This is a genomic window from Gemmatimonas sp. (assembly GCF_036405635.1).
Taxonomy (GTDB): Bacteria; Gemmatimonadota; Gemmatimonadetes; order Gemmatimonadales; family Gemmatimonadaceae; genus Gemmatimonas.
The window spans coordinates 37,625-55,810 of record NZ_DASWXE010000102.1 but is presented as its reverse complement, the minus strand read 5'-3'; the positions used below and the strand labels follow the sequence as shown (position 1 = coordinate 55,810).

The following is an 18,186-nucleotide window of genomic DNA, read 5'->3' as shown; positions in this document are numbered from 1 at the left end:
GTTATCGAGCCGGTGGGCTCCGCCGTCCACCGGTCCAGAGCACCACGGAGCCGCAACCGTTGCGGGTCTGGAATTCGATCGGCGTGCCACCAATGCCGGTGTACACTTCGATCGCGCGCACATCGGGCTGGTTGACCACGTTGTCGATGATGCCGTCGGTGACCTGTGTGTTCACGCCATCGAGGAACACCGCAGGAACGCACTTACCGGCCCCGTTGACGCCGCGCATGGTGACCTGGTCGCGTCCGTTCATGCCTGGATTGATGGATACGCCGGGTGCCTGACGCAGCACATCGGCGATGGTGCGGGCGTTGCGCTTCTCGAGGAAGCTTTCGTCGAAGAAGTGGCCGAAGCCAAACTTGCGGCGTTGTTCGAAGCCCGCCATCTGCGAGCTCCACTTGTCGGCACGCACGCGCACCGTATCGACCGTCGGCGCGACGGCATCCAGGGAGATCTCGGTCATCGAGATGTCGTTGCCAACCACGTCCACGGCGACGCGGCGGGGCTGGAATCCAACGGCGCGCGCCTCGAGCATCCAGGTACCGCCGGGCAGGCTGTCGAGCTGAAACTGACCGCCACCGGTCGCGGCGCCTTCCGCGCCATTTCCTGGCATGGACACCCGCGCGCCGATCAGGGGGCGACCCGCGGTGTCGCGTACAATGCCGCGCAGACGGCCGTCGCCCCGCAACACGGTCGATGAACCACTTTCGCTGCGGGTCACCACGCGTTCGGCGGAGCCGATATACATGTCACGAATGAGAATGCCGCTGGTGGGCACGCGCAGTTCCACGACACCACTGGAATCCGAGCCGGCGTAGGCACGAGTGGTGAGTACGGCGTCGGGCGGCAGGCCGCAGAGCGTGAAGGCTCCCGTGGACGAGGCTTCCACGGTGCGCAGCGGACGCCGTCGTTCGAGCGCGCCCGAGTTGACGGTGGTTTCGGTGTACTGCACGCGCACGCGCGCTGGGCCCGCGAGAGACTGCCCGCGTGCCGATCGCACCATGCCCACGAACACACCCGTCGGCGCACCCGGTGCCTGATCAGTGCACTTGGTGGCCCGAAATGCATCGGGCGACGGCAGGCCGAGGGGGAGATCCACTTCTCCACCAGCGGCCACGTTCACGGGGGTGGCCATGCCATCCAACCCCAGCCGGTCGATCTGGGTGTGCACCAGACCGACGAGGTAGATCCCCACCGGCAGGGAGTCGATGGCATAGCGACCCATCGAATCGGCCTGCGTCGAACGCACCTTCAACGGGTCCTTGGCAGACACGAACTGCACCGTGGCGCCCGGCAGCGGCGCATAGGCCAGGCTGTCGAACACCATGCCACTGACGTGGGCCAGTATTGGCTGCCCTGCGGGAATGGCCGCAGCAGGATCCGCCACGACCGGCTTCGGAGGCACGACGGGCGTCGTCTTGGGCGGAATGGCCGGCTTCTTGACCTGAGCGTCGACGGACGCGGCAGGCACGAAGAGCAGGCTTGCCGCCGCAACGCAGGGCAGGAGTCGGGTCAGGATCGTCTGCATGGCACGGTTGCAAAACTCTGGACAGAAGCGCGCGCGGGACGCGCCTGGACGCCTACGAGACACCAGCGGTGCCCCATACCCGAAGTCTATGCCGCGGGTCCCGTTCCAGACACCACTTTCCGTATTCCGCCCGCATTCCGCTTTCGGCCTTTCTCGAAGGGTTCCCGAGCTGGGCAACGGTGCGACGCATCCTGCGCGTACATTGGCAATGGGTCCCAGCCCTCGATCCCGCCTCTCCTACCCAGGCGCCCTGATCCCGATGTCCCAGTTGAACCTGCCTCTCCGCCGTGTATTCGTCGGCGCCTTGCCGCTCCGGGCGGCCGCACTGCTGCTGGCGCTCCAGTTGGCTGCCCCCAACGCGGAGGCCCAGGGGGCCCCGACACGCGGGGCGCCCAACGTGGAATTCGAAATGATGACCTGGCCCGAGGTGAAGCAGGCACTCGCCGACGGCAAGACCACTGCTCTCTTCTACACGGGTGGCACCGAGCAGCGCGGTCCCCAGAACGTGAACGGGGGCCACAATCTCATGGGCCGCATCATCGTTCGGAGCATCGCGCAGGGACTTGGCAATGCGATTGCCATGCCCGTGCTGCCATACACGCCCAACAACGCCAGTGCCGCGCTGCCAGGCACCATTGGGCTTACGCCCGACCTGCTCAGTGCCATTCTCGAGCGCGTGAGCGAGCAGGCCATTGCCACCGGCTTCAAGAATGTGGTGCTCATGGGAGACCATGGCGGTGGCCAGCCCAACGTCTATGCCGACGTTGCGAAGAAGCTCACCGAGAAGTACGCCGCGCAGGGCTTCAAGGTGGTGTACTGCGACGATGTGTACGCCAAGGCGCATGACGACCTGGGGGCATGGCTCGAGAAGCAGCAACTGCCCGGTGGCGGGCATGCCAGCATCATCGATACCTCCGAAATGCTGTATCTCGGCGGCGACGCATGGGTGCGCCTCAAGGAACTGCCCAATGCCGAAGGCGACCCGATCCTGCCGCGGGGGCAGCGTCCCGATCCCAATGTGCCGCGCAAGAACAACGGCATCACCGGAGACGCCCGCAAGAGCAGCAAGGAGCTCGGCAAGAAGATCTTCGACACCAAGGTCGACTACGCTGTCCGCCAGATCCGCACGTTGCTGGCGCCATAGCGGGCCACCGCAGGAGAATGGGACCAGCGGCGCAGGGCGGTCGATGACCGCCCTGTTTCTGTAAGGCGAGTCGTGAAACGGCGTTACACCGCTGGCTGCCCATTGTCGCCGGGGACGATTGATTATTTTCCGAGGCTATCCCTGAAAGGCCATCCCGCCTTTTCGATGGGCAGCGCGCGACACGCACCTCGCGTCGCGCACCTTTTCATACAGCCTCGACATGACCGACCTTTCCCGTCAGCCCGTGATCGTCGGTGCCGCGCGCACCCCGATCGGCCGGTACCTCGGAGGCCTCGCCTCTTTGTCCGCGTCGGCCCTCGGCGCCATCGCGATCAAGGCCGCCCTGCAGCGCAGTGGTGTGAATGCCAACGACGTGCAGGAAGTGATCATGGGACACGTGCTGCAGGGTGGCACGGGTCAGGCGCCTGGGCGCCAGGCGATGCTCAAGGCCGGTGTGCCGGCGACGGCATCGGCGCTCACCGTGAACAAGGTGTGTGGCTCGGGCCTCAAGGCCGTGATGCTCGCCGCGCAGTCGATCAAGGCGGGCGACGCGCAGGTCGTGATCGCTGGTGGCCAGGAAAGCATGAGCAACGCGCCGCATTATGTGTTTGGCATGCGCGGTGGTGTGAAGATCGGCGATCAGTCGATGGTCGATGGCATGATCAAGGACGGCCTGTGGTGCGGCACCTATCAGGTGCACATGGGCACGCACGCCGAATACACGGCGAGCAAGGCGCAGGTCTCGCGCGAAGAGCAGGACGCGTTCGCGGCGGACTCGCATGCGAAGGCCGCTGCCGCGCAGGCCGCCGGCAAGTTCAAGACGGAAATCGTGCCGGTGGAAATTCCCGGCAAGAAGGGACCGACCATCGTCGATACGGACGAAGGTCCCCGCGCCGACACGACGGCCGACTCGCTGTCGAAGTTGCGTCCGGCGTTCCCGAGCAAGGGCGGCGACAACAACGCCCTCTCGGTGACGGCCGGCAACGCCTCGTCGCTGAATGACGGTGCGGCCGCTGTGGTCGTGACCAGCGAGGCCTACGCACGCGAACACAACCTCACGATCCTCGCCCGCATCACGGGCTACGCCACGGGCGCTGGTGATCCGCGCGACCTGTTCTTCGCGCCGATCACGGCCGTGAAGAACCTGATGGCCAAGCAGGGCACGACCATCAGCGACTACGATCTCATCGAAGCCAACGAAGCGTTTGCCAGCCAGGCGCTGGCCGACGGCAAGGGACTCGAGTGGGACGCGAGCCGCGTGAACGTGAACGGTGGTGCCATTGCCCTTGGCCATCCGATCGGTGCGAGCGGCACGCGCGTGCTGGTGACGCTGCTGCATGCACTGGCCGATCGCAACGCGCGCACGGGTCTCGCCACGCTGTGCCTTGGTGGTGGTGACGCGGTGGCGCTGTCGGTGGAACGCGTTTCCTGAGTTGTCATTGCTGACATCGCGCCCCGCGCGCGTCTTCCTGCGCCTCACCGCGTTTGCGGTGGGGTGGATCCTGATCCAGGGGATCGTGGAGTCGCTCGCTGGGCCGGTGTTCGCCATGATTTCACGGGCTGTTGGTGAGCCCGTGCCGATTTACCCGTATGCGATGCTGGTGGGCGTGATGGCCGGAAGCTGGGCCGGGTTTCGGGCGTTCGAGCCGTTGATGCAACGTGGCGCGCAGACACCCACGGTGAGCGAACGGCTCGCTGTGGATGGCGCACACTGGCATCTCCGGCCGCTGATGACCGGGCTGGTGCTCGGTAGCGCGGCGATTGGGATCACCGCCGCGTTGTTGTGGGGTGGTGGACTGTTGCGCTTTGAAGGCGGCGGGGCGCTGGCCGACGTGATGGTTGGGGATTCGTGGGGCAGCGTGGCGTTGCGGTTACTGGTACTGCTGGCGCCCGCTGCGCTGTGGGAAGAGCTCGCATTTCGCGGGTTCCTCTACGCGGTGGCCGAGGACGCTGCGGGCGCACAGGTCGCGCGTTGGGCCTCGAGTGTGGCGTTTGGAGCGGTGCACGTCATGAACCCCGGTGCGAGCGTGCGCACGACGTTGATCGTGATGTTGGCGGGGTGGTGTCTGGCGCGGGTGCGTGAGCACGCTGGCCTTCCGGCGGCGTGGCTGGCACATCTGGCGTGGAACTGGATCATGGCGGCGGTCCTGCATGTGGCGGTGAGCGGTCTCCCGTTCGCCACGCCTGGCTACCGCGCCGTGCTGGTAGGGCCGGAGTGGTTGTCCGGTGGCAGTTGGGGACCCGAAGGCGGCCTGGTTGCCGCGGGTGTGCTTGGGGCAGGGGCGTTGCTGGCCTGGAAGCGGTCGATGGCGGCAACGCATGAGCTGACAGAATCGAACGAACCTCATCATCTGCGATCGTAGGAGTTGAATCAGCATGTCGGAGTCGACGGGTGGAGCAGGTGCCGTGCAGCGCGCGGCAGTGATCGGTGCGGGCCAGATGGGCAACGGCATCGCCCATGTCTTTGCGACGAGTGGCCAGCAGGTCACGATGATCGATGTCAGCGCTGACGCCCTGACGCGCGGCCGCGACAACATCGCGAAGAACCTCGATCGTCAGGTGAAGAAGGGCGCGCTGGAAGCATCCGCCGCCGAGGCCGCACTGGGCCGCATCAGCACCGCCACCTCGCTCGAAGGTGTGGCCGGTGCGCAGATCGTGGTGGAAGCCGCCACGGAACGAGTGGATCTCAAGTTCCGCATCTTCGAAGATCTCGATCGCCTGGCCGATGCCGGCACCATCCTCGCAACCAACACCAGCTCGATCTCCATCACCGAAATCGCGGCGCGCACCAAGCGCCCGGAGCTGGTGATCGGTATGCACTTCATGAACCCGGTGCCGGTGATGCAGCTCGTGGAAGTGATCCGCGGTCTGGCCACCAGCGACGAGACCACCCAGCGGGTCATGGCGCTCTCCAAGGCGCTCGGCAAGACGCCGGTGGAAGTGAACGACTTCCCGGGCTTCGTGGCCAATCGCATTCTCATGCCGATGATCAACGAAGCCATCTACTGTGTGATGGAAGGCGTGGGCACGCCGGAAGCCATCGACACGGTGATGAAGCTGGGCATGAACCATCCGATGGGTCCGCTCACGCTGGCCGACTTCATCGGTCTCGACACCTGCCTGGCCATTCTCGAAGTGCTGCACGAAGGCCTGGGTGACCCGAAGTACCGCCCGTGCCCGCTGCTGCGGAAGTACGTCGCCGCCGGCTGGTATGGCCGCAAGTCGGGCCGCGGTTTCTACCAGTACTGACCGCTTCATCGCACTGAGTTCGTCCTTCGTCGAGCGCTCATCGCGATCCCGTCATACACGGCTGCATCGCGCGTTCACATCGCATCACACCGGAATCTCTCAACATGTCGCTGCTCAACTTCAACGAGACCCAGCAGGAAATCCGCCGCCTCGCGCGCGACTATGCGCAGCGCGAGCTGGTCCCCATGGCCGCCGAGCGCGATCGCGAATCGCGTTTTGATCGCAGCATGGTGCACCAGATGGCGGAGCTGGGCTTCTTCGGCATGCTGATCCCCGAGCAGTACGATGGGCTCGGGCTCGACGCGCAGAGCTATCTGCTCGCGCTCGAAGAGATCGCGGTGGGCGACTCGTCGGCGGCGGTGCTCCTCAGTGTGCACAATTCGCTGCCCACGCAGATGATCCTCAACTTCGGTACGGAGGAGCAGCGCACGCGCTACCTCCCGCCGATGGCACGCGGTGAGCTGCTGGGCGCGTTCTGCCTGTCCGAGCCGGAAGCGGGGTCGGACGCCGCGTCGTTGGCCACGCAGGCTGTGCGCGAAGGCGATGAATGGGTCTTGAATGGTACCAAGGCGTGGGTCTCGCATGGCAACGAAGCCGGCGTGCTGCTGTGTATGGCGCGCACCGACCAGCCTGGAGACCGCAAGGGCAGCAAGGGCATCTCGACGTTCATTCTGACGCCGGACCTGCCAGGCTTCCACCTCACGAAGAAGGAAAACAAGCTCGGTCTGCGCGCATCCCCGACGCTGCAGATCGTGCTCGACAACTGTCGCGTGCCTGCCGATCGCCTTGTCGGTGAGGAAGGTCGCGGGCTCGTGTACGCATTGGGTTCGCTCGACCACGGCCGCCTCGGCATCGCGTCGCAGGCCATTGGCATCGCACGCGCCGCGCTCGAAGCCAGCGCGCGCTACGTGGGTGAGCGCAAGCAGTTCGGCAAGAATATCGGCGAGTTCCAGGCCATCCAGTTCAAGCTGGCCGACATGGCGACTCGCATCACGGCTGCCCGCACGCTGTTGCATTCGGCGGCGGCCGCCAAGGAGCGCGGTGAGAAGGTCACCCGCTTCAGCAGCATGGCGAAGCTCTTCGCAACGGAGACCGCCATGTGGGTCACAACCCAGGCCGTGCAGATTTTCGGCGGCTATGGGTACGTGACCGATTATCCCGTCGAGCGCTACATGCGTGATGCCAAGGTGACGGAGATCTACGAGGGTACCTCGGAGATCCAGCGCATCGTGATCGCGCGTGAAACGCTGGCTGCTGCCATCGCCAACGACGGATCACTTCCCGACTGATCCTCCGCAGGTGGGTCTCATGCAACACTTTGAAGTCATCGCCGAGATGGGACATGAGCAGGTGGTCTTCTGCCATGACAAGGCGTCCGGCTATCGCGGTATCATCGCTATTCACGACACGACGTTGGGTCCCGCGCTGGGCGGGACCCGCTTCTGGAACTACGCCACCGACGAGGACGCGTTCATCGACGCGCTCCGCCTGTCGCGCGGCATGACGTACAAGAACGCCGTCGCCGGGCTGAACCTGGGCGGCGGCAAGTCCGTGATCATCGGCGACAACAAGACGCCGAATCGCGAGATGCTGTTCCGCGCCCATGGGCGCTTCTGCGACTCCCTCGGTGGCCGGTATGTCACGGCCGAGGATGTGGGCACGACGGTCGAGGACATGGACTTCGTGCACATGGAGACCACGCATGTCGCGGGCATCGGCTCCAAGTCGGGTGACCCGTCGAGCGTGACGGCGCATGGGGTATTCCGGGCCATCGAAGCCTCGGCCCATGCCCGCTGGGGCAGCAACTCGCTCGAAGGGCGCACGATCGCCCTGCAGGGGCTGGGGCATGTGGGCACACACCTCGCCAAGGAGCTGCATGCCTCGGGGGCGCAACTGATCGTCACCGATATCGATGCCGGCCGTGTCGCTCATGTGGTGGACGTTTGCGGGGCCCGCGCCGTGGCGCTCAACGAGATCTATGGCGTGAAGGCCGATATCTTCACGCCGTGTGCGCTGGGTGGTGTGATCAACGACGACACCATTCCGCAGTTGCAGGTCGAGATCGTGGCCGGCGCCGCCAACAACCAGCTGCTCGAGAATCGCCATGGCGATGAACTCGAGAAGCGCGGTATCCTGTATGCGCCCGACTATGTGGCCAATGCGGGTGGCGTGATCAACGTGTACAGCGAGCTGACCGGCTGGAGCCGCGAGCGGTCGCTGCGCAAGGCGGACGAGATCTACGAGACGGTGCTGAGCGTATTCCGTCTGGCAAAGGAGACGCGCATCCCGACGTACGAAGCCGCGGATCGTGTGGCAGAGCAGCGTATCAACGCCGTGCGCGGTATGATGAGGACGTGGCCGCAGTATCCCAACAAGGAAACCTGAGCCGGGAATCGACGACTATGGTGGACGTGGCACATCCGGGTGAACGCATTCCGATCGCTTCCGATCACGCCGGCTTCGAACTGAAGGAGCGCCTGCGCACCGTGCTGTCGGAGATGGGTTATTCCGTCGATGACATCGGCACGCACAGCACAGCGAGTACCGACTATCCCGACTATGCGCATCCGCTGTCGCAGCAGGTGAGCGATGGTGCGGCGCAGCGTGGCGTGCTGCTGTGCGGCACGGGGCTGGGCATGTCGTACGTGGCGAACCGGTACCCGGGTGTGCGCGCGGCCGTCTCGTGGAGCCCCGAGATCGCGGCCCTCGCCCGCAAGCACAATGACGCGAACGTGCTGGTGCTGCCGGCGCGGTTCGTGTCCGATGAAGACGCTATCGCGATCCTGCGCACATGGCTGGAGACGCCGTTTGAAGGCGGGCGTCATCAGGGACGTGTGAACAAGATCGAACAGACCAACGAACACGGGGCCGACGCCCCGGGGAGTGGTGCATGAGTGCAGGAGCCAGCGCCAACTGGTCGCAGTGGGATCGCCTGCCACCGGGTGAAGCGCTGACCGCGGCGGATCCGGAAATCGCGCACCTGATCACGGAAGAAGTCGAGCGCCAGAGTGATGGGCTCGAGCTCATTGCCAGCGAGAACTTCGTGTCGCCGGCCGTGATGGAAGCGATGGGATCGCCGCTCACCAACAAGTACGCCGAAGGCCTGCCGGGCAAGCGCTACTACGGTGGCTGCGAAGTGGTGGACAAGGTGGAGCAGCTGGCCATCGACCGCCTCAAGAAGCTCTTCGGCGCCGACCATGCCAACGTGCAGGCGCACAGTGGCGCGTCGGCCAACGCGGCGGTGTTCCTCGCGTTCCTCAAGCCGGGCGACACGTTCCTCGGCATGGATCTGTCGCAGGGCGGTCACCTCACGCATGGATCACCGGTCAACTTTTCGGGCCTGCTGTACAATGCGGTTTCGTACGGGGTGTCCGACGAAGGGCTGATCGACTACGAGCACATGCGTGCGCAGGCCCGCACGCACAAGCCGAAGATGATCATCGCCGGCTACAGTGCGTACTCGCGTGTCATCGATTGGCAGGCGTTTGCCGACATCGCAAAGGAAGTGGGCGCCATCTTCATGGTGGACATGGCGCACTTCGCGGGGCTTGCGGCCACGGGGCAGTATCCGTCACCCGTGCCGTTCGCCGATGTCGTGACCAGCACCACGCACAAGACGCTGCGTGGCCCGCGTGGCGGCATCATTCTGTGCAAGGCGGAACACGCCAAGGCCATCGACAAGGCGACGTTCCCGGGTATGCAGGGTGGCCCGTTGGAGCATGTGATTGCCGCCAAGGCCGTGGCGTTCGGTGAAGCGCTGCAGCCGGCATTCACCGATTACTGCCGTCAGGTGGTGCAGAACGCGCAGGTGCTGGCGCAGGCGCTGGTGGAGCGTGGATATCACATCGTGTCCGGCGGCACCGACAACCACCTCATGCTGGTCGATCTTCGCAGCAAGGGGCTGACGGGCAAAGTGGCCGAGAAGGCGTTGGACAACGCGGGCATCACCGTCAACAAGAACACGGTACCCCGCGAGACCCAGTCGCCGTTCGTGACCAGTGGCATCCGTATCGGCACCCCGGCGGTGACGACGCGGGGCATGGGCGCGGACGCGATGCGAGAGATTGCCACGCTCATTGATCGGGTGTTGTCGGCTCCGGAAGATGCGGAGACGATCGCCGCCGTGAAACGTGACGTGAAGGCACTGGCAGATCAGTTTCCGTTGTACCGCGCGACGTCGCGCGTCTGATATTTGGGGTGAGTTTTGGTCAGGGCGGCCATCGTCCCACGGGCGTATGGCCGTCCGCCCCTGTCATCAGTATTTTTTCTGGCTGGACCCTAATCCCCGGAGCAGGACGGCGTGACCGAGTTGGCGTTCCGTGAAGGCATCATGGATCAGATCCGTCTGCGTGAGCAGCGGTTCGACGAACGCGCGTACCTGTTCGTGCTGTCGTCCCTCGAGCATTGCCAGGGCCGACTCACGGAGCGTCGCCACATCAGCGGTCCCGAACTCGCCCATGCCTGCCGCGAACTTGCCCTGCAGCGCTTCGGTGTGATGTCCCGTCTCGTACTCGAGCACTGGGGGGTGCGCACCACCAGTGACATCGGCGACATTGTATTCACGCTGGTCGAGCTTGGATTGCTCGTCAGTCAGGCGCAGGACTCCCGTGACGACTTCCTCGGTGTGTTCGACTTCGCCGAGTCGTTCGAGCGTGAGTATCCCTGGAGCACGGCGCACGTCTGAGCGCCTCGTCACCACGTCGGCCCAGGCGGCGGCGTGTGACCGGGCGGCGATAGCGGCCGGGACACCGTCCTTCGCGCTGATGCTGCAGGCCGGAACGGCCACAGCGTCGCTGATCCTGCGAGAGTTTGGCCACTGCCTCGCTGAAGGCGTCGTGGTACTGGCTGGCACCGGTAACAATGGCGGTGATGCCTACGTGGTCGCGGCCCAACTCGCGCGTGCCGGCGTTCGGGTGCGACTCCATGCGATCGGTCTCCCACGCACCGATGACGCCCGTCGTGCATCGGCACTGGTCCACGCACGCACCGGATTCCACGTCGAAATCATCGATGATCTCGATGCGCTCGTGCATGGCCCGGAAGCGTTGATCGTGGACGGACTGCTCGGTACCGGGCAGCAGGGCGCGCTGCGCGATGTGGTGCGTGAAGCCTGTGGAATGATGCACGCCCGGCAGCGCGCGGGGGCCACGGTGTTGGCATTGGACGTGCCCACCGGTCTCGATGCGTCCACGGGCGACGTCGCCGAAGGGGCGGTACGCGCGCAATGCACGGCCTGTTACGGCACCATCAAGCGCGGGCTGCTGATGCAGCGTGGACATGCCGGTCGCATCGTGTTGCTCGATATTGGACTGGGCGCATATGCGAACGGCGTCGCGATCAACGATGACGGGACTGCGACGGCGCCATGGCGTTGGCTGGATGCCGAGTCCGTGGCATCGCGCGTACCGCCCATCGCGTGGGATGCCCACAAGGGGCGGCGTGGGCGGGTGTTGGTTGCTGGCGGCGAGATGGGCATGGCGGGTGCGGTGGTGTACGCCGCGCGTGCAGCACTGATGGCCGGCGCGGGCGTGGTGCACACGCTGGTGGACACGCAGAGCGTCACGGCCGTGCAGAGTCTGTGCGAAGCCGCGTTGGCGCACCGGTGGCCCGCGTTGGACAGCGCGGCGCATCTCACGCCGGCATCGTTTGCGCTCACGCCCGTGGGCACGATGCGTCCGGATATTGCGGTCGATGCGGTGGCCGTTGGACCCGGACTTGGACGGTCGCGCCGCGCCGGCCTGCTGTTGCAACACGTGATTGCCAGTCATCGCAGCGGGCCGATGGTGCTCGATGCCGATGCCCTGTGGCATGCGGCAGATGCGGCGCAGTCACTGGGCATCGACGCCGCCATGGTGTTGTCGCACTGGACGCGGGACAGCTTGCGCGAATCGCACCGGGACGCGGACGGCGCGGTGCCGGTGGTGTGTACGCCGCATCCTGGGGAATTCGCGCGGCTCACCGGCCAGCCCTTGCCGGCCGCGTGGCCAGCGCGTGCAGCACTGTTGCAGGAGTTCGCACAGCGGGCCGGTGTCACGGTGCTGCTCAAGGGGACACCCACGTTGGTCGCTTCGCCCATCGTGCCGCACCTGTTGGTGGTGCCCCATGGTACGGCACTGTTGGCCACTGGCGGCAGCGGTGACTGCCTCAGCGGCATCATCGCCACGCTGCTCGCGCAGGGGGTGAGTGCGCTGGATGCGGCCGTGGTCGGTGCCACCGTGCATGGCCGCGCAGCGGAGCTGGCGACGGTACGGGCGGGCGCGGTGCGGGGCACCACGCTGACGGACTTGTTCGACGCGCTGCCCGAGGTGTGGCGATCAATCGCGGCATCGTCGGAGCCAGCGCATCGCGATAGCCATGGCAGCGTGCACGGCGATTCGTCGCGGCCGCCGTTTGTGCTTGCAGAACTGCCCGCGCTTTGACGTGACATATCCGTCATCGCTCCTCGCGCAAAGGTTCTCGTGATGCCCCTCCGGCGCGGTGCGCTTTTTACCATGATGGCCGCGGCCGTCATGGGCTGCGCCGGCGCGGTCGGTTCCGGCGGGGCATCGGGCGACGCCGGGTATGGGCGTCGTGAAGAGCGGGTGCAGATCGGCAACTTCGCGTCGGTACCGGCGGTTGCGGTCTCCAGGCGTTTTGTCTTCGCGGCCGGCGCCGAGGGGGTCGCGGTCTATGACCGCACCTTCAATCGCTGGTTGCCACCGCTCGCGCGAGAGGTGGGCCTCGATGCGGCGCTGTTTGCGCAACCCATCGCGTTTCTCGTGGGCGATCCACTCGAAGACGTGCTGTGGATCGGCGTACCGGGTGCGGTGCTCACGTATCGGCCGGACACCGAGCAGCTGCAGCGCACGATGCTGGTGGGCACGCCCGATGCCATCGTCTTCGATCGCAGCGGCAACGGGGATGCGTACGTGCGCAGCGCGGGGCAGTACACCCGCATCTCGCGTGTGGGAACCACGATGCCGGTGATGTCGCTGCCACCGGCGTCAGCGTTGCTCTTTCCGCCCACACTCGCCGATCTCTATCGCCAGTTCCCGACGCTGCGAAACCAACCGCAGGTCTTCCTGCGCACACAAATGCCGCAGCGCGCCCTGCGTCCGGCCACCCTGCTGGCCGGCGCCGCGTCGCCCGATCGTGTGAGCGATGTGTGGCTGGGCACTGATAGTGAAGGGCTCTTTCGCTTTGATCCCACATTCCTGCAGGCCACGCCGCTGCCCTATGGCCTGATGGCGACTGGCGTTGGTGGGCTCGCGCTTGCCGCCGACGGCGTGTGGGTCGCCAGCCTTGGCGCGCCCGCGCTGTCGTCCGCGGGCTCGAACGTGATGGCCTTTGGGGCGCCGGGCAGCGCTCGCGGTGGTCTCAGCTTCGTGGCCAACACGCTGCAGCGCTTCCGGTGGCTCGACGGCACCATCGCGGTGCCTCTGGCGGGCGTGCGCACCTATGCACTGGCCACGCGGGGTGCGCGGGCGTGGATCGGCACGGAGCGCGGCGTGGTGCGCATGAACCTCGATGGGGCCAATGAGGTGCAGGCCTGGTCGACCCTCGACGGACTGCCCGATCAGCGCGTGTACAGCATTGCCCCGCGCGACAATGGGGCGTGGGTGGGCACACTGCGTGGGCTCCGCTTCGTGCCCGATTCCGGTCAGTCGGTTGGCAAGCGTCCCGTTTTGAGCGCACGCGGCGCGGCAGCGCTCGACAACGTCGCCGTGTATGCCCTGCAGATGGTGGGTGACACGCTGTGGGCGGGCACCGAGAGCGGACTGCTGGCCATCGCACGACCCATGGACGAGGGGACGCTGCTGCGACCGGCGGGAAACGATCCTGCGCTGCGGCGTCCCGTGCGGGCGCTGGCGTGGAGTGACTCGGTGCTGCTCGCCGTCACCGACGACGCGGTGCTGCAAATCGCGCCGCGCAGTGGGCAGGCACCAACCCGCGTCGACGCCCTGCAGGTGCCGCAGCTCGGACAGGTCATTCGCGCGGGCATCGATGATCGGGCTCTTTGGATCGCGGGCCGCGACGGGGTGTTGCTGCAGGCGCGGGCAGGAGGCGCGGTACGATGGCTGCGCACGGGTCCTGATCTCGATGGGCCGGCCCTCGACATGGTAGCCAGTCGCGACTGGTTCTGGATCGGTACGCCTCGTGGCCTCTTGCGTTTGCGGCGCACCGGTGATGGACTGCTGCCATGAATCAGAACGACGGCAATCGCGACGAGTCGACCGAACGGGCAGCGTCTTCCCGACCTCATCAGGCCATGGGGGAGGGGCGGGAGTTCGACACCATCCGCATGCTCATGGCGCGGTGGGGTGATCTCGCGGCGGACATCGGTGACGACGCCGCCGTGCTGGGCGCGGTGGCCGTGGGCACCCGCGTCGTGTCCACCGATGCGTGCGTGGAAGGCGTGCACTTTCGTCGGGAATGGCTCCGGCCATTTGACGTGGGCGTGCGCGCAGCGGCGGCGGCGCTGAGCGATCTCGCGGCCATGGGAGCGGTTGCCGAGTACGTGCTGGTGGCACTGGTGGTGCCGGAGGACTGGCGTGCCTCGCTGGCGGAGGTCGCCGACGGCATCGGTCAGCAGGTACGACGGGCCGGTGCGCACATCGTGGGGGGCAATCTCAGTCGCGGTGCGGCTTTTGGTATCACCCTCACCGTGATCGGCAACGCGACGCGGGCGGTGTCTCGGGCCGGGGCGCAGGTGGGAGATCTGGTGGTGGTCACGGGCCTGCTTGGCGGTCCCGGGGCAGCCCTTGCTGCGTGGGAATCCGGCGGAGTGCCCAGTGGCTGGGCGCGTGAACGATTCATGCATCCGTCACCCCGCCTGACCGAAGGTGCGTTGCTGGCCGCGTCGGGGGCCACGGCGATGCTCGATATCTCCGACGGACTGGCCGCAGACGCGCGGCACATCGAGGCGGCGAGTGGCGTCACGCTGGCCATCGATGTCGAGCGCTTGCCGCTCGGAGACGGCATTGGCGCCGAACAGGCGCTCCGGAGCGGGGAAGAGTACGAACTGCTGGCCACGATCGCCCCGTCTGCGTACGAGCCGTTGCGCGCGCGGTGGGCCGGGCTGACCGACCTGGCACTCACCGTGATCGGTACCGTGGAGCCCGCCGCGGGCGAGCCTGACGTCGTGCCGCTCCGGGTACGGGACATGGCACCCGGACACGATCATTTTCGCGATGATGGTTGATGTCGTGAGGCAAACGTCGTTGAAATGATCGCCGCGATGGGTGACTTTTCGGGGCCATGTTCCGGACTGCCCTGACCACGATCGCGTTGCTGCTCGGCACGCTCATATTCGGCTCGATCGTGCTGATTTCCCAACTGATCGGCGTGCCGCAGGGGCCCAACAGCATCTACGAGAAGTGCCCCCGCTGGTGGGCCTGGTGGTTGCTGAAGGCCGCTGGTGTGAAAGTCGTGCTGCACCGCGCCCCTGGCGTGCCTACTGACTTGAGCCCGCGGGTCTACATCGCCAACCACGTCAGCTGGTTCGATATCCCGTCCATGATCAACGTGCTGCCGCACTATGGGTTTGTGGCCAAACGGGAGCTGGAAAAAATTCCTCTCTTCGGGCCTGCGGCGCGTGGTGCTGGCGTGATCTACATCGATCGGGAAAATCGGAAGGCGGCGTTTGGCGCCTATGAAGATGCCGCGCGGAAGATTCGCGATGGCCGGTCGGTGCTGGTGTACCCTGAGGGCACGCGTGGCGAAGCCTATGCCCTGCGTCCGTTCAAGAAGGGGCCGTTTGTATTGGCCATCGGCTCCGGTGCGCCCATCGTGCCGGTGGTGATTCACGGTACGATCGAGGTGAATCCGCGCGGCGAGTTCCGTGCATCACCCGGCACCGTGCATGTGCACCTGCTCGACCCGATCCCCACGGACGGTCTGACCTACGATGATCGCGACGCGCTGGGCGAGCGCGTGCGTGAGCGCATGGCGGAATGCCTGCGCACCGAGTACGGGGTGAATCCCGCACTCGTCTCACGCGAAGCACGTCCCGCTGCCGCCCCGGTCGATTCGCTCCGTACCCAAAACTCCTAACTCCCAGATATCATGGCTCCCATTGTTGCCGTTTCCGCACGTGAAATTCTTGACTCCCGGGGCAACCCCACGGTCGAAGTCGATGTCATTCTCGAAACCGGTGCGGCGGGCCGCGCAGCGGTGCCAAGCGGAGCGAGCACGGGCGAGCGGGAAGCGGTCGAACTGCGTGACGGCGATCCGTCGCGCTACCTCGGCAAGGGCGTGCTCAATGCCGTGAACAATGTGAATACCGAGATCGCGGAAGCGCTCGAAGGTATGGACGCCACCGATCAGATCGCGGTGGATCGTGCGCTGATGGATCTCGACGGCACCGAGAACAAGGGTCGTCTGGGCGCGAATGCGATGCTCGGTGTGTCGATGGCCGTGGCGCGCGCGGCGGCGCTCGAGGTGGGGCTGCCGCTGTATCGCTACCTGGGTGGACCGATGGCCCGCACGCTGCCGGTGCCGATGATGAACATCCTCAACGGCGGCGCGCACGCGACCAACACGGTGGACTTTCAGGAGTTCATGATCATCCCGGTGGGCGCGGAGTCGTTCGCCGACGGACTGCGCATGGGCACGCAGGTGTTCCACCAGCTCAAGAAGGTGCTGGTGGGTCGCAAGCTGTCGACGGGCGTGGGCGATGAAGGCGGCTTTGCGCCGAACCTGGCGAGCGACGAAGAAGCGCTCAAAGTCATCATCGAAGCCATCGAAGCGGCGGGCTTCCGCCCGGGGCAGGATATCGCGCTGGCACTCGACGTGGCGGCCAGTGAGCTGTTCCAGAACGGCCAGTACCACTTCAAGAAGAGCGGCGCCGCGTCGCGTAGCCCGAAGGACATGACCGAGATGTACGCGGGCTGGCTCGAGCAGTATCCCATCGTGTCGATCGAAGACGGCATGGCCGAAAACGACTGGGATGGCTGGAAGTTGCTGACCGAAAAGTTGGGCGACCGTTGCCAGCTGGTGGGCGACGACCTGTTCTGCACGAACAGCGAGATCCTCGCCAAGGGTATCGAGAACGATGTCGCGAACGCGATTCTGATCAAGGTGAACCAGATCGGTACACTGACCGAGACGCTGGAAGCGATCGAGCTGGCGAAGTCGGCCGGCTACAACTCGATCATCTCGCATCGCAGCGGCGAAACGGAAGACACGTTCATCGCCGATCTCGCCGTGGCGACGCAGGCGGGGCAGATCAAGACGGGCGCCCCGTCGCGCAGCGATCGTGTCGCGAAGTACAACCAGCTCCTGCGCATCGAGGAGCAGTTGGAAGGCTACGCCGAGTATCCGGGTGGCGCGATCTTCGGCATCTAAGGGCAGCGCGTTCTCCGCGCTGTGGCAGACGGTCTGGGTGCGGCGCCTCGTATGGGGCGCCGGCATTCTGGCCGTGCTGGCGTTTGCGGTGGAAGGCGGCGAGTACGGTTCGTCGGATCTCTTCACGCAGCGCGACAAACGATCCGATCTGGAGAACGATCTACAGGATCTCCGTGATTCCGTCGCGGTGTTGCGCGCGGAACTCAAGGCGGTGGCGACCGACCCGGCGCGTCTCGAGCGTTTGGCGCGTGAGGAGTACGGCATGGTGCGCGGCGACAAGGAAATTCTGTATCGCTTCAACGGCGCGCGATCGGATTCCGTGCCGGCACCGCAGACAGATGAGCGTTCAGATGAGTCTGCCGGGGTTGACTCCGGGAGTTCGGTAGCTAATATCCCAAGACTGCCGCGGGGTGGAGCAGCCTGGTAGCTCGTCGGGCTCATAACCCGAAGGTCGCGGGTTCAAATCCCGCCCCCGCCATGTGTGCAAACGGCCGGTCCGAAAGGGCCGGCCGTTTGTGTCCCGGTACACCGTGTGTGCGACAGGCGCGGTGCAAGTGCTGGGGCTGGGTAGCTCAGCCGGTTAGAGCGCACGACTCATAATCGTGAGGTCGAGAGTTCGAGTCTCTCCCCAGCTATTATGTGCAGACCACCCCGACAAGCGCGATGCGTTTGTCGGGGTTTTCTGTTCATGCCATGCGGTGCGGCGAACTGACAGTCTTGTGAGATCCGCATGTCGTTGGGCGACGTAGCGGCATTGTGACGACGTGGTGCGGTGCGCCACTCAGAAACACGACAAACTCAATCGGTTGAGCCTGTCGAACATCGCATGAGTGCGCCACGCACCGTGCAACGCGCGACACGTCGCACACTGCGTTCCGCGACAAGTGTCGCGTACCTTGACAGTGCTTCCGGTGTGCAGGTGCAAACGTTCCAACGCACA

At 65.7% G+C, this 18,186-nt stretch carries 16 protein-coding genes and 2 tRNA genes; 17 read left to right on the top strand and 1 reads right to left on the bottom strand.

The genetic code is table 11. The annotated features are described in order from the left end of the window. Position 1: 1 nt before the first annotated feature. Entirely contained in the window at positions 2–1,528 is a 1,527-nt protein-coding gene (locus VGE27_RS09065; protein WP_331049328.1) for a carboxypeptidase regulatory-like domain-containing protein, read from the bottom strand. Positions 1,529–1,787: 259 nt separating this feature from the next. Between VGE27_RS09065 and VGE27_RS09060 the strand changes: the two genes are divergently transcribed. The 17 genes from VGE27_RS09060 to VGE27_RS08980 all read left to right on the top strand — a co-directional run bounded on the left by VGE27_RS09060 (position 1,788) and on the right by VGE27_RS08980 (position 17,881). Further along, positions 1,788–2,672, top strand: coding sequence for a creatininase family protein (locus tag VGE27_RS09060; RefSeq protein WP_331049327.1), 885 nt, complete (start codon positions 1,788–1,790; stop codon positions 2,670–2,672). A 220-nt stretch (positions 2,673–2,892) separates the two neighbouring features. Beyond that, positions 2,893–4,104, top strand: a complete 1,212-nt coding sequence (locus VGE27_RS09055; protein WP_331049326.1) for an acetyl-CoA C-acetyltransferase — start codon at positions 2,893–2,895, stop codon at positions 4,102–4,104. Between the two features lie 7 nt (positions 4,105–4,111). Beyond that, positions 4,112–5,035, top strand: a complete 924-nt coding sequence (locus VGE27_RS09050) for a CPBP family intramembrane glutamic endopeptidase (protein WP_331049325.1) — start codon at positions 4,112–4,114, stop codon at positions 5,033–5,035. A gap of 13 nt (positions 5,036–5,048) precedes the next feature. Then, a complete protein-coding gene (locus VGE27_RS09045; protein WP_331049324.1) occupies positions 5,049–5,921 on the top strand; it encodes a 3-hydroxybutyryl-CoA dehydrogenase in 873 nt (290 codons plus the stop codon). A 104-nt stretch (positions 5,922–6,025) separates the two neighbouring features. After that, on the top strand, positions 6,026–7,210 hold the full coding sequence (locus VGE27_RS09040) for an acyl-CoA dehydrogenase (RefSeq protein ID WP_331049323.1): 1,185 nt from the start codon (positions 6,026–6,028) through the stop codon (positions 7,208–7,210). Positions 7,211–7,229: 19 nt separating this feature from the next. After that, the gene (locus VGE27_RS09035; RefSeq protein WP_331049322.1) at positions 7,230–8,306 is read left to right on the top strand and encodes a Glu/Leu/Phe/Val dehydrogenase dimerization domain-containing protein; all 1,077 of its coding nucleotides are present in this window, start codon (positions 7,230–7,232) and stop codon (positions 8,304–8,306) included. Positions 8,307–8,323: 17 nt separating this feature from the next. After that, positions 8,324–8,815: a ribose 5-phosphate isomerase B gene (gene rpiB, locus VGE27_RS09030; RefSeq protein WP_345788000.1), complete on the top strand. Its 492-nt coding sequence runs from the start codon at positions 8,324–8,326 to the stop codon at positions 8,813–8,815. A gap of 38 nt (positions 8,816–8,853) precedes the next feature. Then, complete coding sequence (gene glyA / locus VGE27_RS09025; protein WP_414653551.1) at positions 8,854–10,110, top strand: serine hydroxymethyltransferase; 1,257 nt, start codon at positions 8,854–8,856, stop codon at positions 10,108–10,110. 111 nt (positions 10,111–10,221) lie between these two features. Next, a complete protein-coding gene (locus VGE27_RS09020) occupies positions 10,222–10,605 on the top strand; it encodes a Minf_1886 family protein (protein ID WP_331049319.1) in 384 nt (127 codons plus the stop codon). Then, the gene (locus VGE27_RS09015) at positions 10,574–12,340 is read left to right on the top strand and encodes an NAD(P)H-hydrate dehydratase (protein ID WP_331049318.1); all 1,767 of its coding nucleotides are present in this window, start codon (positions 10,574–10,576) and stop codon (positions 12,338–12,340) included. The genes VGE27_RS09020 and VGE27_RS09015 overlap by 32 nt, the downstream gene beginning before the upstream one ends. 72 nt (positions 12,341–12,412) lie before the next feature. Then, on the top strand, positions 12,413–14,104 hold the full coding sequence (locus VGE27_RS09010; RefSeq protein WP_331049317.1) for a hypothetical protein: 1,692 nt from the start codon (positions 12,413–12,415) through the stop codon (positions 14,102–14,104). Beyond that, positions 14,101–15,102: a thiamine-phosphate kinase gene (thiL, locus tag VGE27_RS09005; protein WP_331049316.1), complete on the top strand. Its 1,002-nt coding sequence runs from the start codon at positions 14,101–14,103 to the stop codon at positions 15,100–15,102. Before VGE27_RS09010 ends, thiL begins: the two co-directional genes overlap by 4 nt. 56 nt (positions 15,103–15,158) lie before the next feature. Next, entirely contained in the window at positions 15,159–15,953 is a 795-nt protein-coding gene (locus VGE27_RS09000) for a lysophospholipid acyltransferase family protein (RefSeq protein ID WP_331049315.1), read from the top strand. 12 nt (positions 15,954–15,965) lie between these two features. Beyond that, the gene (gene eno, locus VGE27_RS08995) at positions 15,966–17,246 is read left to right on the top strand and encodes a phosphopyruvate hydratase (protein ID WP_331049314.1); all 1,281 of its coding nucleotides are present in this window, start codon (positions 15,966–15,968) and stop codon (positions 17,244–17,246) included. Beyond that, positions 17,224–17,673, top strand: coding sequence for a septum formation initiator family protein (locus VGE27_RS08990; RefSeq protein ID WP_331049313.1), 450 nt, complete (start codon positions 17,224–17,226; stop codon positions 17,671–17,673). Before eno ends, VGE27_RS08990 begins: the two co-directional genes overlap by 23 nt. Further along, a tRNA-Met gene (locus VGE27_RS08985) sits at positions 17,651–17,724 on the top strand. Before VGE27_RS08990 ends, VGE27_RS08985 begins: the two co-directional genes overlap by 23 nt. Positions 17,725–17,807: 83 nt before the next feature. Continuing rightward, positions 17,808–17,881, top strand: a tRNA-Met gene (locus VGE27_RS08980). Positions 17,882–18,186 lie beyond the last annotated feature (305 nt).